Origin of the sequence: Chimaeribacter coloradensis (assembly GCF_002858715.1) — a bacterium.
Classification (GTDB): Bacteria; Pseudomonadota; Gammaproteobacteria; order Enterobacterales; family Enterobacteriaceae; genus Chimaeribacter; species Chimaeribacter coloradensis.
This window is the reverse complement of the sequence record NZ_PJZH01000006.1, coordinates 61,052-80,712: the sequence shown is the minus strand read 5'-3', so window position 1 is coordinate 80,712 and position 19,661 is coordinate 61,052. Positions and strand designations below refer to the sequence as shown.

At 57.5% G+C, this 19,661-nt stretch carries 24 protein-coding genes and 2 pseudogenes; 12 read left to right on the top strand and 14 right to left on the bottom strand.

The genetic code is table 11. The features are described from left to right. Nucleotides 1–150: 150 nt before the first annotated feature. Nucleotides 151–1,068: a DMT family transporter gene (locus CYR32_RS08855; protein WP_101824030.1), complete on the top strand. Its 918-nt coding sequence runs from the start codon at nt 151–153 to the stop codon at nt 1,066–1,068. Nucleotides 1,069–1,078: 10 nt separating this feature from the next. Here the strand turns inward: CYR32_RS08855 and CYR32_RS21985 are convergent, their stop codons facing one another. Continuing rightward, entirely contained in the window at nt 1,079–1,327 is a 249-nt protein-coding gene (locus tag CYR32_RS21985) for a dihydrodipicolinate synthase family protein (RefSeq protein WP_206602451.1), read from the bottom strand. Between the two features lie 276 nt (nt 1,328–1,603). Between CYR32_RS21985 and yddG the strand changes: the two genes are divergently transcribed. Beyond that, nucleotides 1,604–2,512, top strand: a complete 909-nt coding sequence (gene yddG / locus CYR32_RS08850; RefSeq protein WP_101824029.1) for an aromatic amino acid DMT transporter YddG — start codon at nt 1,604–1,606, stop codon at nt 2,510–2,512. Nucleotides 2,513–2,815: 303 nt separating this feature from the next. On the opposite strand, the gene CYR32_RS08845 is transcribed toward yddG, so the two are convergent. The 3 genes and pseudogenes from CYR32_RS08845 to CYR32_RS22080 form a co-directional block, all read right to left on the bottom strand. Beyond that, on the bottom strand, nt 2,816–3,298 hold the full coding sequence (locus tag CYR32_RS08845; RefSeq protein ID WP_101824028.1) for a glutathione peroxidase: 483 nt from the start codon (nt 3,296–3,298) through the stop codon (nt 2,816–2,818). A gap of 165 nt (nt 3,299–3,463) precedes the next feature. Then, on the bottom strand, nt 3,464–4,012 hold the full coding sequence (locus CYR32_RS08840) for a GNAT family N-acetyltransferase (RefSeq protein ID WP_101824027.1): 549 nt from the start codon (nt 4,010–4,012) through the stop codon (nt 3,464–3,466). Nucleotides 4,013–4,183: 171 nt separating this feature from the next. Beyond that, nucleotides 4,184–4,300 (bottom strand): annotated as a pseudogene (locus tag CYR32_RS22080) (CbrC family protein); the annotation flags it as partial. A 115-nt stretch (nt 4,301–4,415) separates the two neighbouring features. On the opposite strand from CYR32_RS22080, the gene treA reads away from it, so the two are divergent. Continuing rightward, nucleotides 4,416–6,074, top strand: coding sequence for an alpha,alpha-trehalase TreA (gene treA, locus CYR32_RS08830; RefSeq protein ID WP_101824026.1), 1,659 nt, complete (start codon nt 4,416–4,418; stop codon nt 6,072–6,074). Nucleotides 6,075–6,251: 177 nt separating this feature from the next. Here treA and CYR32_RS21830 read toward each other — a convergent pair whose 3' ends face one another. Both CYR32_RS21830 and CYR32_RS21825 read right to left on the bottom strand, forming a co-directional pair. Continuing rightward, nucleotides 6,252–6,659 (bottom strand): hypothetical protein, encoded by a 408-nt coding sequence (locus CYR32_RS21830; protein ID WP_241523793.1) that lies wholly within the window; start codon nt 6,657–6,659, stop codon nt 6,252–6,254. Nucleotides 6,660–6,744: 85 nt separating this feature from the next. Further along, a complete protein-coding gene (locus CYR32_RS21825; protein WP_241523792.1) occupies nt 6,745–7,311 on the bottom strand; it encodes an Abi family protein in 567 nt (188 codons plus the stop codon). Nucleotides 7,312–7,708: 397 nt separating this feature from the next. Between CYR32_RS21825 and CYR32_RS08820 the strand changes: the two genes are divergently transcribed. Beyond that, nucleotides 7,709–8,245: a DUF2058 domain-containing protein gene (locus CYR32_RS08820; RefSeq protein ID WP_101824025.1), complete on the top strand. Its 537-nt coding sequence runs from the start codon at nt 7,709–7,711 to the stop codon at nt 8,243–8,245. 72 nt (nt 8,246–8,317) lie between these two features. Here CYR32_RS08820 and CYR32_RS08815 read toward each other — a convergent pair. From CYR32_RS08815 to CYR32_RS21670, 4 genes and pseudogenes are all read right to left on the bottom strand, one after another. Then, a pseudogene (locus CYR32_RS08815) lies at nt 8,318–9,008 on the bottom strand (RluA family pseudouridine synthase). 110 nt (nt 9,009–9,118) lie between these two features. Beyond that, a complete protein-coding gene (locus CYR32_RS08810; RefSeq protein ID WP_101824024.1) occupies nt 9,119–10,033 on the bottom strand; it encodes a nucleotidyl transferase AbiEii/AbiGii toxin family protein in 915 nt (304 codons plus the stop codon). A 6-nt stretch (nt 10,034–10,039) separates the two neighbouring features. Beyond that, nucleotides 10,040–10,813 carry a type IV toxin-antitoxin system AbiEi family antitoxin gene (locus CYR32_RS08805; RefSeq protein ID WP_101824023.1) on the bottom strand — a complete coding sequence of 258 codons (774 nt, stop codon included), beginning with the start codon at nt 10,811–10,813 and terminating at the stop codon, nt 10,040–10,042. A gap of 85 nt (nt 10,814–10,898) precedes the next feature. Further along, nucleotides 10,899–11,207 carry a hypothetical protein gene (locus CYR32_RS21670; protein WP_165698205.1) on the bottom strand — a complete coding sequence of 103 codons (309 nt, stop codon included), beginning with the start codon at nt 11,205–11,207 and terminating at the stop codon, nt 10,899–10,901. Nucleotides 11,208–11,231: 24 nt separating this feature from the next. Here CYR32_RS21670 and CYR32_RS08800 point away from each other — a divergent pair, with 24 nt between their 5' ends. The 4 genes from CYR32_RS08800 (at nt 11,232) to mdtI (ending at nt 13,236) form a co-directional block, all read left to right on the top strand. After that, entirely contained in the window at nt 11,232–11,774 is a 543-nt protein-coding gene (locus CYR32_RS08800) for a hypothetical protein (protein ID WP_241523791.1), read from the top strand. 89 nt (nt 11,775–11,863) lie between these two features. Further along, nucleotides 11,864–12,154 (top strand): hypothetical protein, encoded by a 291-nt coding sequence (locus tag CYR32_RS08795; RefSeq protein ID WP_101824021.1) that lies wholly within the window; start codon nt 11,864–11,866, stop codon nt 12,152–12,154. Between the two features lie 415 nt (nt 12,155–12,569). After that, on the top strand, nt 12,570–12,920 hold the full coding sequence (gene mdtJ, locus CYR32_RS08790; protein ID WP_101824020.1) for a multidrug/spermidine efflux SMR transporter subunit MdtJ: 351 nt from the start codon (nt 12,570–12,572) through the stop codon (nt 12,918–12,920). Then, nucleotides 12,907–13,236, top strand: a complete 330-nt coding sequence (gene mdtI, locus CYR32_RS08785) for a multidrug/spermidine efflux SMR transporter subunit MdtI (protein WP_101824019.1) — start codon at nt 12,907–12,909, stop codon at nt 13,234–13,236. Before mdtJ ends, mdtI begins: the two co-directional genes overlap by 14 nt. Nucleotides 13,237–13,253: 17 nt before the next feature. Here mdtI and CYR32_RS08780 read toward each other — a convergent pair whose 3' ends face one another. Further along, entirely contained in the window at nt 13,254–14,129 is an 876-nt protein-coding gene (locus CYR32_RS08780; protein WP_420912828.1) for a DMT family transporter, read from the bottom strand. A gap of 120 nt (nt 14,130–14,249) precedes the next feature. Here CYR32_RS08780 and CYR32_RS08775 point away from each other — a divergent pair, with 120 nt between their 5' ends. Further along, nucleotides 14,250–15,584, top strand: coding sequence for an aminotransferase-like domain-containing protein (locus CYR32_RS08775; protein ID WP_101824017.1), 1,335 nt, complete (start codon nt 14,250–14,252; stop codon nt 15,582–15,584). A gap of 36 nt (nt 15,585–15,620) precedes the next feature. Here the strand turns inward: CYR32_RS08775 and CYR32_RS08770 are convergent, their stop codons facing one another. Together CYR32_RS08770 and CYR32_RS08765 are read right to left on the bottom strand one after the other, a co-directional pair. Then, nucleotides 15,621–16,382 carry an SDR family oxidoreductase gene (locus CYR32_RS08770; RefSeq protein ID WP_101824016.1) on the bottom strand — a complete coding sequence of 254 codons (762 nt, stop codon included), beginning with the start codon at nt 16,380–16,382 and terminating at the stop codon, nt 15,621–15,623. Nucleotides 16,383–16,575: 193 nt separating this feature from the next. Next, nucleotides 16,576–17,505, bottom strand: coding sequence for a LysR family transcriptional regulator (locus tag CYR32_RS08765; RefSeq protein ID WP_101824015.1), 930 nt, complete (start codon nt 17,503–17,505; stop codon nt 16,576–16,578). Between the two features lie 217 nt (nt 17,506–17,722). Between CYR32_RS08765 and CYR32_RS08760 the strand changes: the two genes are divergently transcribed. After that, nucleotides 17,723–17,941 (top strand): YegP family protein, encoded by a 219-nt coding sequence (locus CYR32_RS08760; protein WP_101824014.1) that lies wholly within the window; start codon nt 17,723–17,725, stop codon nt 17,939–17,941. Between the two features lie 63 nt (nt 17,942–18,004). Further along, nucleotides 18,005–18,481, top strand: a complete 477-nt coding sequence (locus CYR32_RS08755) for a hypothetical protein (RefSeq protein WP_241523790.1) — start codon at nt 18,005–18,007, stop codon at nt 18,479–18,481. Here CYR32_RS08755 and CYR32_RS08750 read toward each other — a convergent pair. Then, a complete protein-coding gene (locus tag CYR32_RS08750) occupies nt 18,478–19,227 on the bottom strand; it encodes an SDR family NAD(P)-dependent oxidoreductase (RefSeq protein WP_101824013.1) in 750 nt (249 codons plus the stop codon). The genes CYR32_RS08755 and CYR32_RS08750 overlap by 4 nt on opposite strands. 92 nt (nt 19,228–19,319) lie before the next feature. Between CYR32_RS08750 and CYR32_RS08745 the strand changes: the two genes are divergently transcribed. Next, the gene (locus CYR32_RS08745) at nt 19,320–19,655 is read left to right on the top strand and encodes a winged helix-turn-helix transcriptional regulator (RefSeq protein ID WP_175578812.1); all 336 of its coding nucleotides are present in this window, start codon (nt 19,320–19,322) and stop codon (nt 19,653–19,655) included. Nucleotides 19,656–19,661: the final 6 nt, after the last annotated feature.

Genomic DNA, 19,661 nt, shown 5'->3' with positions numbered 1-19,661 from the left:
TGTTGGGAGATAGGGAATTTGTATGGCAGGCAGGGATAAGCAAAAACTATCCGGGCAGAACGAAATTATCTTAGCCGCGGCGGCGGGGCGCGCCATAAGGTGTCCCGGTCATCCCCCCTTTTTACTGCGCCACGGCCCACAGGTAACAGAATGAATGCCAGAACCGGGATCTCCCTCAAAATAGCCTCAGCACTCTGTGCCACCCTGATGCTGGCCTGTGTCAAAGGGTTACAGGGGGCGATCCCCACCGGCGAGGTGATTTTCTTCCGCTCCTTTGTCGCCCTGCTGCCGCTGCTGCTCTGGCTCAAAAGCCGGGGCGGGGTGCTGGAAAGCCTTAAAACCCGCAACCTCGGCGGCCATATCATCCGCGGCTTCTCCGGTACCGGTGGCATGTATTTCAACTATATGGCGCTGGTCTATATCTCGCTGGCCGATGCCACCGCCATCAGCTATGCCGCGCCGCTGTTCACCGTGATCATGGCGGCGTTATTGCTGAAAGAGGATGTGCGCCTCTCCCGCTGGCTGGCGGTGGGGGTGGGCTTCTCCGGAATTATTATTATGCTGTCGGCCAGCCTGACCGCCGACGGCGCGCTGCTCTCCGCCCAGGGCGCGGCGGCCGGGGCGGGGCTGGGGGCGCTGTTTGCGCTGGTGGCCGCGCTCTGTTCCGCCACCTCCAGCGTGCAGATCCGTTTCCTCAACGGCCATGAGCAGCCCGGTGCCATCGTCTTCTACTTTTCGCTGATGACCACGGCGATCGGGCTGTTTACCCTGGTGTTTGGCTGGGTGATGCCGACGCCGTTCCAGTGGCTGCTGCTGATCGGCTGCGGCTTTTTCGGCGGCATGGCGCAGATTTTGATCACCCTCAGCCTGCGCTACACCGACGCCTCCCTGCTGGCCCCCTTCGATTACACCACCCTGGTGTGGTCGATGGTGATCGGTTACCTGTTTCTCAACAGCCTGCCCGGCCCGGCCACCCTGATCGGCGCGGCCATCGTGGCGCTGGCGGGCCTCTATACCGTCTGGAGTGATAAGCGGCAGCGCCGGGCGCAGCTGATGCGGTCATCGTAACGCCCGGCGGTCAGCCTCCCCTTCCGGCGCAGTACTCCTGCCAGCAAATCACCGAATTAATGCCCATCCAGGCCAGCGGGTTCGGAGGGATGCGCTCCTGCGCGGTCTGCGAATAGTATTCGCCGGTGGAACTGCCGATAATGATGCCGTGCACCCCGGCCTCAATCAGGGACTCCAGTACCGCGGCAAAATGGTGGCGGTCGATCCCGCCATCGGCGTTATAGGCGTCAGAGCCGTTGGCCGGTGCCCCGGCGTTCAGTTTTTTGCAGGGGGCAAAAATACAACGGATATACCGGGCAATAGAATGAAATGACAGAGTGTAAATATTTAACCTTTAAATAACAATAGGTTGAAAGATCTTTGCTGATGTCATCTCTTTCTGTTGTCTTTTTTAACCGATCACATTTCTGCATAAACACCCGGATTTCCCTGTTTACAGCGCGACGCAAAACACTTAATCCTTACGTAAGTTTTTAACTTTTGATTAACAGCCAGACCGCAAGGCAAGCCCTGTTCTGGCAAGGAACCAGATAACATGACACACAAAAAGGCAACGCTTATCGGGCTTATCGCCATCGCGCTCTGGAGCGCCATTGTCGGGCTGATCCGCAGCGTCAGTGAGGGGTTCGGGGCCGTCGGCGGGGCGGCGATGATCTATACGCTGAGCGCGGTGCTGCTGCTGTTCACCGTGGGGTTCCCGCGCATCAAAACCTTCCCGCGGGCCTACCTGATCCTCGGCAGCCTGTTGTTCGTCAGCTATGAGCTCTGCCTGTCGCTGTCGCTGGGGTTTGCCAACACCGGCACGCAGGCGATTGAGGTGGGGATGGTGAACTACCTCTGGCCGGGGATGACCATTGTGCTTTCGGTGCTGGTCAACCGGCAAAAAACCAGCGTGCTGATCGTCCCCGGCATGGTGCTGGCGGTGGCGGGGGTGTGCCGGGTGCTGGGGGGCAGTGACGGATTCTCTTTCGCGCACGTCGCGGCCAACCTGTACACCAACCCGCTGAGTTATGGGCTGGCCTTCGCCGGCGCGATCATCTGGGCGGTCTATTGCGTGGTGACCAAACGGATTGCCCAGGGGAGTAACGGCATCACGCTGTTCTTTATGCTGACCGCCGCCACGCTCTGGGTGAAATACCTGTTTGTGCCGCACACACCCTTTGTGGTGACCACCCCGGTCATCATCAACCTGGTGCTGGCCGCCGCGGCCATGGGGCTGGGCTACGCCGCCTGGAACGTGGGCATCCTGCACGGCAATGTCACAGTGCTGGCGACCGCCTCCTACTTTATCCCGATGATCTCCGCCATGCTGGCGGCCTTTATCCTCGGTTCCACCCTGGCGGTGACATTCTGGCAGGGCGCGGCGATGGTGAGCCTGGGGTCGCTGATCTGCTGGTGGTCCACCCGCTCGGCAGACGCGCGCAAACTGACCCGGCAGGCGTAATTTATTTCTATTTCCCTTATTTCCTGATTAACCGGCAGTGATAACTACCCCGCCCCTCTGTGTATAAAAAGCAGAGGCGGCCTCTGCTGCCCAGAATAACGCGCATTATTTACCGGCCTGCCGCAGCATGATGAGGAAGCGGAGTATGTCGCCGGGAAAGCGGCCAAAGTGGTGTTTGATACGCTGCAAACCCAGCGCCATCGCCACGCCTCCGTTGAGCAAGGCTACCCGGACGAGGTGCGTCGGTGCGCCACGGTGCGGTGAAAGGCATTTTGCAGGAGAGGCTCAAAATCAGAGAAACAGTTAAACGTTAAGTGAAGCGACGATCACGGCTTTCATTTTTTCCGGGGTGGAGAACGGTGCAAAACGCCTGAGTGGCTTGCCGTCGCGCCCGATCAGGAACTTGGTAAAGTTCCAGTTGATCCGCCCGCCCAGCACACCGGGCAGTTCGGCTTTTAAATAACGGAACACCGGGTGCGCTGAGGCGCCGTTGACCTCCACTTTCCCGAACATCGGGAAGCTCACGCCGTAGTTGATGTAGCAGGTCTGCGCGATCTCCTCAGCACCGCCGGGTTCCTGCTTACCAAACTGGTTGCAGGGAAAACCGAGTATCACCAGACCCTGAGCGGCATATTCCTGGTAGAGCGATTCAAGGCCTGCGTACTGTGGCGTAAAACCACAATGGCTGGCGGTATTCACTACAAGAACCAGCTTGCCCGCGTAGTCGGCCATAGGGATAAGCTGACCACTCAGACTGGTGGCGGTAAGTTCATGAAAAGTGGACATGTCAACATCCTCACTATTACTCATATCGCAGATTCGTTATGCAAGACAGGATAATGGCCTGTCGGCCAGCAATGCACATTTTTTATGTCCGCGTCGGGCACCAAGCGGACATGTGCGCGTGGCAAAGTCCGCTTTGAGCGAGAGGCAGACATTCTATGACGGGCATCAACAGACTTTACGAGCATTCCACTCATCGCGGGTTATTTCCCAAAGCTCAGAATCCAGAAGACCGCTGACATATTCCTTCTTAACAGTATTGATAAGTCGCATTCCGCTACTGGCTGAAATACGTTGAGAGCGGCTGTTAACGGCTGCCTTGAACGCGCGTAATGTCTGCTTATTCAAAACATTGAACCAGTAATCCGTAGCCGCAATACTGGCCTCACGCATAAAGCCTTGCCCCTGATATTCCGGTGCGAGCCAGAATCCGCGATTATTATCTTCAACATCGTACAGGCAGATTACGCCCATGAGTTTGCCTGGTGTGTCACGATGTCTGATAGTCCAGAACCATGCAATTCCCTTCACTATATCAGGCAGGGCAACGTTATTGACGTAATTCTCAGCGCCATTCTCCGGATAAGGCCAGGGAACCGACGCCACCATATAACGGACTATTTCCCAGCGAGGATAAAGCTTCTGGATCTGTTGAGCATCTTCGGCGACTAACGGTTTTAATAGCAACCGATCTGTTGTAAGCGTGGGAATCCGCATGAGCAATTATCCTTGTGGGTTAATAAATTCCTAATCAGGTTCTGTTTACCTTACAGAAAATGTACACCTATTATCGTCTGTTACATCATTCAAAAATGGCATTAAGGCTTCAACGTCTGCTATTGGCCCACACCAGAAGTCCGTATATGTGCCCAGCTTTTCGCCTCTTGCTCACAAGCACGCATCCACTGTTACCGCCGCTACGTTCTGCGCGGATACCTCCCTGTGATATACACAGGCATCCCGGCAATGGGTCGCCCAGGTGTGATTCTGCCAGCAACGGTAACCCGGTGTCGGTTCACATTTCCCGGCCTCACTACAAGCAAACTACTCAATTTCGTCTAAAGTTTTCCGAATGGTCAACCATTTGCAGGCCATGCCAGGTCTGGACAAGGAGAAACTGATGACGAAAAAGACCGTAACCCCTCAATGGAAAGGCGCGCTGTTGATGCCTTTGCTGATCACCGGCGCGCTGGCCACCGGTTCTTTTTACGCCCAGGCGGCAGACGAGCATCAGGCACCGCAGCCGCCGGATGTGCTGCTGGGGCCGCTCTACCCGGCGGTGCAGGCCGCAAAATTCTTCCCTGACCAGAAGACCTTTGCCGATGCCGTCCCCAAATATGACCCGGCCTCGATTCTGGCCGACTGGCAGATGCAGAAGCGCCAGCAAAATTTCGACCTGCGCCACTTTGTTGACGCCAACTTCACCCTGCCGGGCAAAAACGAAGCCTATGTGCCGCCTGCCGGGCAGAGCCTGCGCGAGCACATCGACGGCCTATGGCCGGTGCTGACGCGCACCACCGACAAGGCCAACCAGTATGATTCGCTGCTGCCGCTGCCGAAGCCCTATGTGGTGCCGGGCGGCCGCTTCCGCGAGGTCTACTACTGGGACAGCTACTTCACGATGCTGGGGCTGGCGGAGAGCGGCCATTGGGACCGCGTTCAGGATATGGTGGACAACTTCGCCCACGAGCTGGACACCTACGGCCACATCCCCAACGGCAACCGCAGCTATTACCTGAGCCGCTCACAGCCGCCGTTCTTCAGCCTGATGGTTGACCTGCTGGCGCAGCACAGCGGCGAAGCGGTTTACAGCAAATACCTGCCGCAACTGCAAAAAGAGTACCAGTACTGGATGGCGGATGCGCAGAGCGTGGCCGCAGGCAGCGCCAGCAAGCGCGTGGTGAAGCTGAAAGACGGCACGGTGCTGAACCGCTACTGGGACGCGCGCGACGTGCCGCGCACCGAGTCCTATATGGATGACATCACCACCGCAGAGAAAGCGACCTCGCGCAATAAAGCCGAGCTTTACCGCGATCTGCGCGCCGGGGCCGCTTCCGGCTGGGATTTCAGCTCCCGCTGGTTTGACGACCCGAAAAATCTCTCCACCATCCGCACCACGGACATTGTGCCGGTGGATCTGAACGCCCTGCTGTTCCACCTGGAAAACACCCTGGCGCGCGCCAGCAAAGCGGCTGACAAAGCCAGCGACAGCCAGCGCTACGCTGGGATGGCCGAGAAGCGCCAGGCAGCGATCAACCGTTACCTGTGGAACCCGGAAGGCGGCTGGTATGCCGACTACGACTGGAAACGCAGCAGCGTGCGCACGCAGTTAACCGCCGCCGCGCTCTTCCCGCTCTATATGCAGGCCGCCAGCGACGATCAGGCAGCGAAAACCGCCGCCGCGGTGGAGAAACAGCTGGTGAAAGCGGGCGGGCTGGTCACCACCAACGTGCATAACGGCCAGCAATGGGACGCCCCGAACGGCTGGGCGCCGCTGCAATGGGTGGCCGTTGAAGGGCTGAACCATTACGGCAAACAGACCCTGGCGAAAGACATCGGTATGCGCTTCCTGGATAACGTGCAGGCCACCTATGACCGTGAACACAAGCTGGTGGAGAAATATGTGGTCGAAGGCACCCTCGGCGGCGGCGGCGGGGGCGAATACCCGCTCCAGGACGGCTTCGGCTGGACCAACGGCGTCACCCTGAAGCTGATGGATATGTACTGCCCGAAAGGCGTGACGTGCAATAACGTCGGGGATATTAAGAAGGGGCAGTAGGGGTCGGTGTAGATGTTCCCCCCGCCTGAGGGCGGGGGATTTGGGCGTGTTTACTCTTAATAAGGGATAACCTGTCAGAGCACTGTGTGCCATAAGCCTATGTTGCTGACAGTAATACACATTAAAACGTTAACATAGCCCTTTACGTTTTTTCAGTTCCGATAAAATCAGTTGAACTTAAAGGCGGATAGATTTTGCAACAGGTAAAGGGCCTGTTGTAGGGCTGTTTGGGTCGAATGTGACGTTATCTCCGGTATTATATCGGGCTATTCCTCCAGAGAAATCTCTATTATTGGCAATGAAATCTTTGCCTTCGCTTTCACAGCGGAGTATTGAGAAACCGGATGCAAGGTCAATGTTCAGGATACTCCCCTTAAGACGGCTCTCCATGAGAAGTGGGCCGCACCATCCATTAGCATCAATAACCGGAAGAGAAGGGATGCCGTGCGGTAATTGCTTGTTTTTCCAAAGCGAATGCGCATTGCATAACTCTCTGAACTTATCAGTGTTATCGATAATGTTTAACAGCTTCAAATTAGACGGATTAATCCAGTGAATAATATCAAGGCACTTTTTATAATCCATGACAATTTTATTTATTGCCTGCTGTACATTATACGTTGTACTTGTTCGCCAGAGCGGTTCATGATGAGAAAGCCGGTTGCGGATTTTATTGATATCCCGTAAGGCAGTACCAATCCCCCCTTATTGACAGTGGCTGACCGTTACGGTCAAGTGCATGAGGAAATACCTTTCCTCTCAACTGTGGCCATAATGTCAGGTAGGTCGCGTTCGGTGTACTGAACTCTTTATCGACCATGGAAACCCAGAAGCCCAACGTGAGTTTAGCTATATAGTTTTCGGGAATATCATCCTTATTCTCTTTAGCAATCTGTCTTTGAACACGTCTAATCTGCCTATTGGATTCAGGATTATTTTGCGCCGTCATAACCGAAATAAACCATCTGCGGTCAACGGCTGCTTTCCTTGCCACCCACTCATTCGGCGAATAATTTTTCTCTATTTCTTCTTCTTCATACTCAATTTTAGAAAGATAAATTGCGTTTCTGAGCGACACTTCTAATATTTGAAGTGCAGGCAAAAATGCACTTGCTATCTGCTTGTTCCATAAATAAATTCCTAGACACTCCTCATCTGAAGCACCGCTGAATACAGATGTCCGATACGTTGAAAATCGCTGCTGTGAGATAGAGTTGATAATGGCGTTAATGGTCATTGGCTTTCCCAGCTTACCTTACAAAGCAACGACTATAACGCTGAAATATAGTGGACCAAACAGATTTTATGCTTGACTTTGGCACCGGTTTTCAATATATTCCGCCAAAGAGACAGGTTCTCTGACTATGTGAGCGTACAGTCCTACTCAACGATGTCTGTATTAGCGAAAAAATTTCATGAAAGGCTTCCTTCGGGAGGCCTTTTTTGATCTTGCCCTATGCAGCCGCTGATGCAGTTAACACCTCTCCCTGCACGCTATCTCAGAACTTCACCCCCAGCAATTGCACACCCTCAACACGTCGCCTACCAAAACCTCCGCACTCCCACCCCCCTGTTCCACCCTCTACAATTACCGGTATACTCCCACGCATTATTCAACAGGTTCAGAAACGACAATGACAAAACTCACCTTACAAGAGCAGATGCTCAAAGCGGGCTTAGTGACCAGCAAGAAAGTGGCCAAAGTCCAGCGCACGGCGAAGAAATCACGGGTTCAGGCGCGTGAGGCGCGCGAGGCAGTGGAAGAGAACAAGAAAGCGCAGCTAGAGCGTGATAAGCAGCTGAACGAGCAGCAGAAGCAGGCGGCGCTGGCCAAAGAGTATAAGGCGCAGGTGAAGCAGCTGATTGAGATGAACCGCATCAAGCCGCCAAAAGGCGATATCGGCTTTAACTTCACCGACAATAACCTGATTAAAAAAATCGAAGTGGATAAGCTCACCCAGACTCAGCTGATCAACGGCCGCCTCGCCATCGCCCGCCTGGTGGGGAGCAACGGGGAAAATGAGTACGCGATTATCCCCGCGAGCGTCGCGGACAAGATCGCGCAGCGTGATGCGGACAGTATCGTATTAAACAGTGCGCTGAGCCAGGAAGCGCAGGACGAGGACGATCCGTACGCTGATTTCAAAGTGCCTGACGACCTGATGTGGTAATCCCTTCCGGCAGAGGGCGGCGTTAACAGGCCGCGCCCTCTGCCTCCCTTTGCACCCCGGCCAGCGTCTTGCTCAGAACGGGCTGGCGTGGCGGGCGTTAATCCGTTCTTCACTGATGGGGTGGTCAAACCCCAGCGCGCTGGCGTGCAGCATCAGCCGTGGGGTCTGTCCGGTGCCGGGCAGCAGGCGGCCGCCTGCTGCCCAGGATCGGGTGGCCCAGCTCCCGGCAGTGGATGCGCAACTGATGGGTGCGCCCGGTCTCCGGGGTGAGCTGTACCCGCGTCAGCGGCAGTAACGCCCCGTCTTCCTGCTCCTGGTAAAACCGCTCAATGACCCGGTAGCGGGAACGGGCGGGTTTGCCGTGGGTGGCGCAAATCGACATCAATGGGAACAGCGCCGGGTCTTTGGCGATCGCCGCCTCGATGACCCCTTCATCCTCCGCCAGGTGGCCGCAGAGCAGCGCGCTGTAGACTTTGGTGACGGTGCGCTGGCTGAACTGCCGGCAGAGGTCGGCATTGATCGCCTTATTACGCGCAATCACCATCAGCCCCGAGGTGCCGAAATCCAGCCGGTGCACCAGGGTGCAGCCGGGGAACAGCCTGACCAGCCGGTGGTGTACCGAGTCGAGGTTCTGCGGATTTTTGCCGGAGAGGCTGAGCAGCCCGGTGGGTTTGTTGATCAGCACCAGGTGATCATCCTGATAGAGCGTCTCGATCGCCTCATGGCACGGCGGGGCGATAAAGGTATCGGTAATCGTGGACATCAGGCGGCCCCATTAAGAAAGGAGGCGGATAGTAACGGATTTTTAACCAACTGGCGAACCGGACGGTGTGATTTGTTTACCGCCCGATAAACGGGTTAAGCAGGTTTCGTTTATGCCTCCAGGATACGTTTAAGCCGTTTAAAGGCCTCTGCATGTTTGTCATCGGGCATTTTTGCCAGGTTTTGCAGCTTCCAACGTACCGCCGGGAGTTGATCAATATTGTCCAGGTTGAGCAGGCCCCAATCAGGCTCACGGCGTTTGAACGACAATAAAAATGCCCGTTCATCCGCTGTCATTCCCGCGTGGATTTGTGCAACTAATTGTTCCCGCACGGTCAGCAATTCAGCCAGAGGGACATCAGCTTCTGCCATGTGCCGGAACTCACCTTCGTAAATACCGGAGATATCCTTAAAATGCGGTCGCAGCAACTCAGCAATAGGGCGTGGGTGGCTAATGATGTAAACCAGTAAGGCCTTGCGGAGCGCTTCTGTCAGCCCCTCGTTAGCGAGTAAAAATTTTACGTCAAAGAGATCCCTGGGGTGCTGGCGATCCAGTGCCGCGCAGAGTTTACCTGCATAGAGATCGGCAAATGAGACCACTGCCATCTCTGCATAACCAAACGCTTCTTCTACTGCTTCACAAACCGGGAGAAGGGTTGGCTCGTAAACCGTCCCACGCAATACGGGTGAAAGTTCAATCTTAACCATCACGTTATCCCGGACAATATTCAGCCGTAGCGCATCATTTTTGTCCTCGTAAGATTTGCTGACTTTCGTGTGGGGCAGATGGTGGCTGACAGACTCGGCAATATCGTCCAGTGCGGATTTAATTGCGGTAAGCGACGCGTTTCGTTCCTGCACCGGCAGAAAGACCAGATCAATATCAACCGATAACCGGGGTAATTCCCGTATAAACAGGTTAATGGCCGTGCCACCTTTCAACGCAAAGCAGTCATGTTTCGCAATAAGGGGAATCAGCTGTAACAGGAGTTGAACCTGTTTATAGTAGAGACTTTCTCTGTCCATATCCGTTTATATCTCCTTGGGAACGGTGATATTCCATGTGGTGTCCAGGCGGCCCGCCTGGACAATCGACCGTTTCCCACTTCCCAAATTATACTGTTCAGGTTTCAGGTATTTAAACCACGGGTGGTTATGGCGCTGCGCCAGCCACATAAACAGGCGTTTGGATTTAACACTGAGGCTCGCCTGTAACAGAGGCTCAAGTTTTCTGGGAGAAAGTGTAGAAAGCCCCTGCATCAGGTAATCAGCATGTTCCACGCTGATCTGTTTAGGAACCAAAGAGAGAAGTTCGAGTATCGCTTTTTCAGGCCCTGACAGCGTGAGTGCAGGCAAACCCTCTCTCCACGGATGTGTCCGCAGATAACGGGCGTCCGCTATGATCACATCGGGCCAGAGACGCCGTGTGCTATGCCACTCAATGTGTGCGTTGAGGTTAAGCTTGTTCAGCCATGCGGGAGGCTTTTCTGCGGAGTAGAAGCTGATTTCCACGGTTTTATTTCTGGTTTGATAGTGCGATAGCCCTGTCAACGCCAGCGCTGACAGCCCGCCAATCTGCATGGGAACATCCTGCATACGCTGAAGCGAGATGACGGCCCCCTGCCAGGTGATCGGCGATTCATCACGGACATAGACACCGGGTGCCAGGGGTAATAATGTCCGGCTTTTTACAGCATTATCAATAAAATGCAGGGTTAATCCTTGTGCTCTAAGCCACCCTTTGGTCGCTATTAAACCAACAGGAAGCAACGCTTTCAGCAACGTTCTTGACTCACTATTCAGCATGGCTCACCTGAGTTTATTAAGAAGAGTATATGCGGCGATTATCGCCGTAAAATGTTTGTTATTCAAACTACCAGGAAAGGGAAGTTTATATTAATTTAAAAACGCGGCGATTAACGCCGTATTTTTTGCTTTCTGTAAACCTGAAAAGCGTGCATGGGTGCTGTGGCCCAAACCTCCCGAGCTTTGAGCAGCCTTTAACCGGCTGGCGAACCGGTCTTTTTGTTTTTAACCCTTCCTTTTTAGGCCGCAGTTTTGATACCCTGTCCGGCTGGAATTTTTTCAGCAGTCCAAGAAGGGGAACACCATGGCCTGCTTTCGGCGACACCGCCCATTTACCACGCTTTCGCGCCGCAAACGCCGCAAGAAAGTGCTGGCCCTCAATTATCTTATCCATTGTGAACGTTTCCGCTGTGGCGGCATGTTCTATGATGAGTGCGATCTTGATTACTACCGCCGGCATCCTGACGAAAAATGGGGCTGGAGTGACATTGTTTTCACCGGCCGTGACCCTGCCGTGCTGTGGAATGCGGAAATTATCACGGCCCGGACGGCACTGCATAATATGATCTCAAACTGCGTCTTTGATGAAGCTTATCAACAACTCAGCGACGCAGAGCGTGAAATTGAATTCCGCTTCGAAACCACGCCGAATTACAATAAAAACGGCAAAATCGTGAGCTATACGATGGTCACGCGGGAGATGCCGCGATATGCCGCGTTTAATGGGCTGACATTTAATGACTATACTCAGCAGCGTGAAGAAGAACTGCTGCACACTGCGCCTCCCCCGGTCTATTGCGGGTATAAAATCCTGCCCGGCTACGCCTACGGCATTGGCTTATCTATGGTGGTGGACGCTGAAAGATTAAGTATCGAGGTGATTGAAGCAGCGATCGCAGATTTCAGGGCGCGCGGCGAGCGTGAATGGCGTTCACCTGAACCGGCCAGCATCATTATCTGAACGTAAGCTAAGACGTTTATAAGGAAAATATCATGGATTACTTCGCTGAGGGGCACTTCTGACTAATCTCACATTAGCCAGGAAGTGTTATGAAGAAATTAAAAAGTCAGTTTAAGTACACCAAAAAAAGCACGTTTTTCGGCAGCACGCATAGCTATTTTTACCGGCTGCGAAGCCATACGCACAAAGCATTCAGCACGTTGCAGGAGAAGAGTTATTACTCCCTGCACCGGTATGAGTACGAGGCGTATGGCCTTAAGTTAAGGGCGGCGCGCGGCAAGCTGCTGCCGGACAGCTGGGAAGATCTGCCGGCCCGGATTTATGACGTTGCCAAAAGCTGGAAGCATAATTCGAAAAGGCGGCACCAGTATTACCGCTAAACTCTGAACAGAGCCTGCCCTTATGCGCAGGCTTTTTTACGCCTGTGAGCCAGAAAAGGAGGGCGTTAATCACCCGAAAAGCGCGTAAAGAAATGCAAATCTCAGAAATTCTTTATCATGACTGTGGCAGAATAAAAGCCCGTATAATGACTGAGGACAATCATTCATCCACACCGACGAAAAGCAACAACGTGGATAAGTTGTAAAATTATGGACAACATGTTCCCCCCAATGAAGGTTTCCCCCGTATTACGCCTTTCAGGCTGGTCTGGCCTTATCTGCGATCGCCACTGGCGCTCCGCGCTGTAGTCCCTTTCTCTCCTTTTTATTTCTGCTTTATTTGGCTTCACGCCTGTGCATAACGCGTTTATGCACAGGCGTGAAGAATGCATCTTTCTAATTCAGGAGAGAGGTTATGCTGTATTGGTTATTACTCACGCTGGCGATTGCCGCGGAAATTATCGGCACGGTATTGATGAAATGGTCAAGCGTGAATGGCGGCAGCGCGGGCTATATTTTTATGCTGGGTATGGTGGCGCTGTCCTATATTTTCCTGTCATTTGCGGTGAAGCGTATTGCGCTGGGCGTGGCCTATGCCATGTGGGAAGGCGTGGGCATTCTCTTTATTACGCTGCTCAGCGTCACGCTGTTTGACGAAACCCTGTCGGCGATGAAAATGGCCGGGTTAATCACGCTGGTGGCAGGCATCATCCTGATTAAATCAGGCACCCTGGTACGCAAGGAGGGGCACCATGGCCGGCTTTGATGGGGTACATATCGCCTGGCTGGCGCTGGCGACCGGGCTGGAGATTGCCGGGAATATCTTCCTGAAATATGCCAACGGCTTCCGCCGCCCGCTCTACGGCCTCTGTTCGCTGGCCGCGGTGCTGGCCGCCTTCAGCGCCCTGGCCCAGGCGGTGAAAGTGATCGAGTTGTCGGTCGCCTACGCCCTGTGGGGCGGGTTCGGGCTGGTGGCGACCGTCGCAGCGGGCTGGATCCTGTTCGGGCAACGGTTGAGCCGCAAAGGCTGGGTAGGGATGGGGCTGCTGTTAACCGGCATGCTGCTGATTAAATTTGCCTGACCTGCCACAGGCTGCCGCTACCCGGCGAACCTCCGCGAACCCGCCACGCAGAGGATCACGCCCAGGGTCACGGCCAGCATCATCGGGTCGATGGTTTCATGCAGCAGCGTGGCCGCCAGCGCCAGCCCGAAGAAGGGCTGCAAAAGCTGCAACTGCCCGACGGCCGCGATGCCGCCGGTTGCCAGCCCCTTGTACCAGAAGATAAAACCGATCAGCATACTGAACAGCGACACATAGCCCAGCGCGGCCCAGGCGGCGGGGCTGGGGGCGCTGAGGGCAGGCGGCAGCGTGATGAATGCGGCGACAGCCATAAACGGCAGGGAGATGATCAGCGCCCAGCAGATCACCTGCCAGCCGCCGAGCGTGCGGGCGAGCCTGGCCCCTTCGGCATACCCCAGGCCGCACACCGCCACCGCAGCCAACATCAGCCCATCGCCCGCCAAAGAGACGGCGAGGGGCCGGGACAAGGCGAACCCCATCACCAGCAGGCTGCCGGTCACGGAGAAGAGCCAGAATGCGGCCCGCGGCCGCTCCCCGCCCCGGATGACGCCGAATACCGCGGTGGCGAGCGGCAACAGCCCCAGGAACACGATCGAGTGGGCGGAGGTCACCCGCTGCAACGCCAGCGCCGTCAGCAAGGGGAAGCCGATCACCACGCCGGACGCGACCACCCCGAGCGAAAACAGCTGGGATCGCGCGGGGCGCGGCGCCCTGAACACCGCGATCAGCAGCAACGCCGCCGCGCCCGCAACCGAGGCCCGGGCGAAGGTCAGGAAAAAGGGATCAAGCTCCAGCACCGCCACGCGCGTGGCCGGCAGCGAGCCGCTGAAAATCAGGACGCCCAGCAGCCCGTTCAGCCAGCCGGACAGGGGGCGGTGCCCATGTTGATGCATCATCTTCTCCTCTCCCTTGCGGTTTCCGGGCAGCAGGCCGCGCCTTTTTGCCTCGTTTGACGGGCCGGATGTTACAGGGCACTCTTTATGACAATCAAAGAATTGTCATGGATACATGTTGTGAGGAAACGCTACAAAGCGATAGTGGATGCGTATGCCGCTGCTATCCGCAGCGGCAAGCTGTTGCCCGGCCACCGCCTGCCGACCCACCGGGCGCTGGCCGCAGAGCACGGTATCTCTCTGGCGACCGCGACCCGCGCCTATGCCGAACTGGAAGGGATGGGGCTGGTGAGCGGGGAGACCGGGCGCGGCACCTTCGTCCGGGAGATCTCCCTGCCTGCCGGGCTGGGGGTTAACCAGTATGCGGTGGCGGCAGATGTGCTGGATCTCAACTTCAACTACCCGGCGCTGCCGGAACAGGCTGAGCTTCTGCGCTCGGCGCTGCGCCGCCTCGCCACCCAGGGCGACCTCGACGCGCTGCTCCGCTACCAGCCCCATGCGGGCAAAACCGGCGAGCGGGAGATGATCGCGGCCTGGCTCCGCGGAACAGGGCTCAGGGCGGCGGCAGAACAGCTGTTACTGGTGAATGGGGCGCAGCATGGGCTGGCCGTGGTGGTGATGGGGCTGCTGCGGCCCGGCGATGTGGTCGCGGTAGACGCCCTGACCTATCCCGGTTTTAAGAGCCTGGCCGCCCTGTACCGGATTGAGCTGGTGCCGCTGCCCGTGACCGCCGGCGGCCCCGATCTGGCCGCGCTTAAACAGCTGTGCCGGCAGCGGCGCGTGCGCGCACTCTATGCCATGCCGACGCTGCATAACCCGCTGGGCTGGGTGCTGAGCCATCAACAGCGCCGGGAGATCGCCGCCATCGCCCGGCAACACGATCTGCTGATCATCGAAGATGCAGCCTACGCCTATCTGGTGCGCAACCCGCCGCCGCCGCTGGCGTACTTCGCGCCGGAACGCACCCTCTATGTCACCGGCTTTTCCAAAAATATCGCCACGGGGTTGCGGGTCGGAGTGGTGGTCACCCCTGCCGCGTACCAGCCCGCCCTTGAACAGGCGATCCGCGCCACCAGCTGGAATACGCCCTCCGTGATGACCGCCCTGGTCTGCGGCTGGCTGCAGGACGGCACCGTCAGCCGCCTGGAGCGCCTCAAGCGCCGGGATGCACGGCGGCGGCAAAAACTCGCCCGTGAGCTGCTGGCCCCCCTTGAGGTGACCGGCCACCCCAATGCCTACTTTGTCTGGCTGCCGCTGCCTGACGAGGTGCGGGCCGACGCGGTAGTCCGGCGGCTGATGGACCAGCGCATCTCCGTCTCGACGGCGGAGCCGTTCAGCACCACGCAGAACGTGCCGCACGCCATCAGGCTGGCGCTGGGGTCAGTGAGCCTGGCGGCGCTCACACAGGCGCTGACCGCCGTGCGGGAAACCATCGCCTATGCGCGTGACCTCTGAAACGGCCCGGCGCTGCCGGGCTGCGCCCTGTTTGCCTTATTGAACCGGAATAGGATTCTCGGCAACGGACTGATTGAACTGATTCACCAACGTATGCTCCTGCGCGCCCGGGTTGTCACGCAGCGGCAAGACCCGGTCAACGATCGCCTCGATGGTATCGGTGCCTAACTTGTCGAACGTTTCGCGGATAAACGCGTCCAGCGGCATGGCGCGCGGGTCACCGCTTTTGTAGATGAGATCGGTATCGACCCACGGCGGCGAGATCTCAATCACCTGCACGCCGGTGTCACGCAGCAGGAAGCGCTGGGACAAGGTGTAAGAGTGAATCGCCGCTTTGGTGGCGGAGTAGAGCGCGTTGGTGGCCAGCGGCAGGAAAGCCAGCACCGAGCTGTTGTTAATCAGCACCGCCTCCGGCTGTTGTTTCAGGTGTTCAATAAAGGCTGCGCTGACGCGCACCGGCCCCAGGATATTGGTCTCAAGCAGCGTCACGGCCTGGGCGTCATCCAGCTCGCCGGCTGCGTTGTCGAACGGCATGATACCGGCGTTATTGATCACCACATTCAGCGCCGGGTAGCGCGACAACACGCTCTGTGCCGCCGCCTTGATGCTCTCCGCCTGTGTGACGTCCAGCACCACCGAATCCATGCCGGGGTTGGCCGCAGTGACCTCATCCAGCAGGGCTTTACGCCGCCCGGAAATGATCACCTGATTACCCAGTTGGTGGAATTTTTCAGCCATAGCACGCCCGATGCCTGAGGTGCCGCCGGTGATAAACACGGTGTTGTGGGTCAGTTTCATCATCATTCTCCAGTAAAAGTCGCCTGCGTAGGGGAATGGGCCGACAAGGGGCGGGGCCGCCGCGCTTGCTGCGTCATTCTGTCCGTTGCCTGTTATCAGGCCGGTGAAATCATCTTACGGAAAAGCGCACTGCCTGATATGACGCAGAAGGTCGTGATTCAGGACATGATGATGGCCGGGCAGCCACCTTTCATCATGCCCCGGCGGAGGGCCGGGCGGGCATCTGTGCGGTGATGGCGCGCAGGTGCTGGCGCAGCAGGGCGTGAAGCTCGCGCACGGCGGGGGAGAACTGTTTGCGGTGCGGGCAGAGCAGGTTGAGCGGGGCCGCTTCCCCCGGCTGGCCCGGCAGCAGCAGCTCAAGCCGCCCGGCCTGCACATCTTCACAGACGTCGATCCAGGATTTATAGACCACGCCCATCCCGGCCACCGCCCAGCGGCGCGCCAGGTCGGCATCGTCACACATCATCCGGCTGCTGACGGTCAGCAGCCTGCGCCCGCCATCGGCCGGGAACGCCCACTTGTCATACACATGGCCATTCAGCATATAGAGCAGGCAGTGGTGGTGGGCCAGCTCATCCAGGCTGCGCGGGCGGCCATGCGCCGCCAGGTAGCCCGGCGCGGCGGCCAGCACGCGGCGGTTATCCTCCGCCAGGGGCAGCGCCACGTAGCTGCTGTTTTCCAGCACGCCGTAGCGTATCGCCACATCCACCGGATCGCGGAACATATCGCTGACCTGATCGGAGAGGGAGAGCCGCAGCGACACCCTGGGGTGTTTTTCACAAAAGGCGGTGATCACCGGCAGGATGACATTCCGGCCGATGTCAGAGGGGACGGCGATTTTAAGCTCGCCCTGAATCTCATTTTCACCGCCCTGCAAACGCGTCGCCCCCGCCTGCACAATGCTCAGCATCTCCTGGGCGTAAGGCAGCCAGGCTTCCCCCTCGGCGGTGAGCCGCAAACTGCGGGTGGATCGCGCAAACAGGCGGGTGTTGAGGTCACGCTCTAGGCGGTTAACCGCCGCGCTGACCTGGCCGGGCAGAATATCCGCTTCCCGCGCGGCGCTGGAAAAACTGCCCAGGGCAGCGGCACGGACAAACAATGTGACATCTTCCAGACGGATCACAGCATCTCCTTGGGTGGTAAACCGGCAGCCCTGACGGCTGCATCGGGCAGATGTTAACTGCCCGGGTATCATTTTTTCTCATCTTTTCTCACACCGCCTCATCCGCTCTGGCAGGTCAGGGTAAATAACGGCATGCTCTGCTCCCCCTTTTTCTTACCGGTCATCCGTACGGCGTCAGGAGAGAAAATCTGTTTACTGCACGATGAAGGAAACTGTTATGCAACCTGCAAAATTATCCTATTTTTATATTTACCAGAGTGAAAACCACACCTGGAGCTGGCGGCTGATGTCGCGCCAGGGGCATGTGCTGGCCGTGAACCCGGAGACCTACCCGGATCTCCCGGCCTGCAAAGAGGACATCCGGCAGATGGTGAAAGATTCTGCCCTGGCGGTCTGTATTGGTGACAGCCATTATATGTCGGTCAATGTGCCCTGACGGCCCCGGCCCGGCGGCATGCCGGGCAGCACACTTACCCCGTTAACCTTTCAGGAGGAGAGGATGACCACCCAGGAAACGACCGAAAAAGCGATCCAGCAGGCGAACGAGAGGGAGCGCCACCTCTGGCGGCATACGCGCTGGCTGGCAAAGGCCATACAGATCATGATCTTCCTCTGGTTGCTCTACCCGTTTGTGGTGAGGCTCGCCACGGCGGCCCCGCTCGCCCCCGCTTACCCCAGTTGTGACCTGAAAACCCAGCGCGCGATCCAGGGCGAAACGGGCGGCAGCGTCACCGACCCGCGGCAGGCGCACCTCTCAGTGCGCGCCAACATCCTTCAGGCGGACATCAGCACCGCGCGCAAGGCGCGGCGGCTGAGCCAGCCCCAGGCGGACAGCCTCTGGCAGCGCGTGGCGCAGGTGCGCCGTGACGCAGGCCGCTTCGTGAAAGCGCAAGGGTTCCTCAGCGCCGGTGAGCGCGCCAGCTATGACCGCGAGCTGGACGCCGTCGCCTCCGCAGTGTGCCGCGCCGGCATTTAGATTTGTGCGGCACCGCCGTCAGCAAAGAGTTCGCTGCCGTTGACGAAGCTGCTGTCGTCAGAGGCCAGGAACAGCGCGGCGGCCGCGATCTCGGCGGGTTCAGCCAGCCGCGCCAGCGGCGTTGACGATTCTGCGGCGCGGATCATCGCCTGGTTGGCCTCCTGATCAGGCGTGAGATTGTGCCAGCCCGGCGTCGAGGTTGAACCGGGCACCAGCACATTGACGCGGATCCGGCGCGGTGCCAGCTCCATGATCCACCCACGGGCGAAATTGCGCACCGCCGCTTTGCTGGCGCTGTAGACGCTGAACGCCGGGATGCCGGTGGTGGCGCTGGTCGAGCCGGTCAGGATGACGGACGCGCCGTCCTTCAGCAGGGGCAGCGCTTTCTGCACGGTGAACAGGGTGCCTTTGACGTTGGTATCGAAAATGCGGGCATAGTGCGCCTCGGTCACCTCCTCCAGCAGGGCGAAATCCCCCCCGCCCGCGTTGGCGAACAGCACATCAATCTGCCCCGCCTCCTGCCTGACGCGGTCAAACAGGGCGTCGAGATCCTGCATCACTGAAATATCACAGACAATCCCGGTGGCACCATGTCCCACTTCCTTTGCCGCTTTTTCAAGTTCGGCTGCGCGGCGGCCGGTGATAAACAGGCGTGCGCCTTCTGCCGCAAAGCGTTTGGCCGAGGCCAGGCCGATGCCGCTGTTGGCACCGGTAATCACAACCACTTTTCCTGCAAGCTTACCCATGATCTTCTCCAGAATGATAATGCGGAAACGCAGTGTAAGAGGTGGCTTTCGTATATACTAGTACCTACCAAAAGGTAAGTATGGAGAAAAAAATGGACCCTGTCTGCGGCCTCGACGTGGCCTTGCATTACATCGGCGGAAAATGGAAACCGATCCTGCTGTTTCACCTGCAACACCAGCCGCGCCGTTTCGGCGAACTTAAGCGGCTGGCAGCGGGCATCAGTGAGAAGGTGTTGATCCAGCAACTGCGTGATTTAACCGACGCGGGCATCCTGACGCGGCATGACTTCCGGGAGGTGCCGCCCAGGGTGGAATACACCATTACCGGCTTCGGCCGCACGCTGGCGCTCGCCCTGCAACCCCTGTGCGAATGGGGCAATGCTAACCGGCAAACGCTGCCCGCAGCTGAGGCATCGGCTGACGCCTGACCGGCC

Bases quoted from the DNA above. Each gene is read 5' to 3' on its own strand.
- treA (WP_101824026.1), top strand. From the start codon at position 4,416: ATGACGAAAAAGACCGTAACCCCTCAATGGAAAGGCGCGCTGTTGATG.
- mdtJ (WP_101824020.1), top strand. From the start codon at position 12,570: ATGCTGTATTGGTTATTACTCACGCTGGCGATTGCCGCGGAAATTATC.
- CYR32_RS08780 (WP_420912828.1), bottom strand. From the start codon at position 14,129: ATGCATCAACATGGGCACCGCCCCCTGTCCGGCTGGCTGAACGGGCTG.
- CYR32_RS08770 (WP_101824016.1), bottom strand. From the start codon at position 16,382: ATGAAACTGACCCACAACACCGTGTTTATCACCGGCGGCACCTCAGGC.
- CYR32_RS08760 (WP_101824014.1), top strand. From the start codon at position 17,723: ATGCAACCTGCAAAATTATCCTATTTTTATATTTACCAGAGTGAAAAC.
- CYR32_RS08750 (WP_101824013.1), bottom strand. From the start codon at position 19,227: ATGGGTAAGCTTGCAGGAAAAGTGGTTGTGATTACCGGTGCCAACAGC.
- CYR32_RS08845 (WP_101824028.1), bottom strand. From the start codon at position 3,298: ATGTCCACTTTTCATGAACTTACCGCCACCAGTCTGAGTGGTCAGCTT.
- CYR32_RS21670 (WP_165698205.1), bottom strand. From the start codon at position 11,207: ATGGATAAGATAATTGAGGGCCAGCACTTTCTTGCGGCGTTTGCGGCG.
- CYR32_RS08820 (WP_101824025.1), top strand. From the start codon at position 7,709: ATGACAAAACTCACCTTACAAGAGCAGATGCTCAAAGCGGGCTTAGTG.
- CYR32_RS08805 (WP_101824023.1), bottom strand. From the start codon at position 10,813: ATGCTGAATAGTGAGTCAAGAACGTTGCTGAAAGCGTTGCTTCCTGTT.
- CYR32_RS08855 (WP_101824030.1), top strand. From the start codon at position 151: ATGAATGCCAGAACCGGGATCTCCCTCAAAATAGCCTCAGCACTCTGT.
- CYR32_RS08800 (WP_241523791.1), top strand. From the start codon at position 11,232: ATGTTCTATGATGAGTGCGATCTTGATTACTACCGCCGGCATCCTGAC.
- CYR32_RS08745 (WP_175578812.1), top strand. From the start codon at position 19,320: ATGGACCCTGTCTGCGGCCTCGACGTGGCCTTGCATTACATCGGCGGA.
- CYR32_RS21830 (WP_241523793.1), bottom strand. From the start codon at position 6,659: ATGGATTATAAAAAGTGCCTTGATATTATTCACTGGATTAATCCGTCT.
- CYR32_RS21825 (WP_241523792.1), bottom strand. From the start codon at position 7,311: ATGACCATTAACGCCATTATCAACTCTATCTCACAGCAGCGATTTTCA.
- mdtI (WP_101824019.1), top strand. From the start codon at position 12,907: ATGGCCGGCTTTGATGGGGTACATATCGCCTGGCTGGCGCTGGCGACC.
- CYR32_RS08840 (WP_101824027.1), bottom strand. From the start codon at position 4,012: ATGCGGATTCCCACGCTTACAACAGATCGGTTGCTATTAAAACCGTTA.
- yddG (WP_101824029.1), top strand. From the start codon at position 1,604: ATGACACACAAAAAGGCAACGCTTATCGGGCTTATCGCCATCGCGCTC.
- CYR32_RS08810 (WP_101824024.1), bottom strand. From the start codon at position 10,033: ATGGACAGAGAAAGTCTCTACTATAAACAGGTTCAACTCCTGTTACAG.
- CYR32_RS08795 (WP_101824021.1), top strand. From the start codon at position 11,864: ATGAAGAAATTAAAAAGTCAGTTTAAGTACACCAAAAAAAGCACGTTT.
- CYR32_RS08755 (WP_241523790.1), top strand. From the start codon at position 18,005: ATGACCACCCAGGAAACGACCGAAAAAGCGATCCAGCAGGCGAACGAG.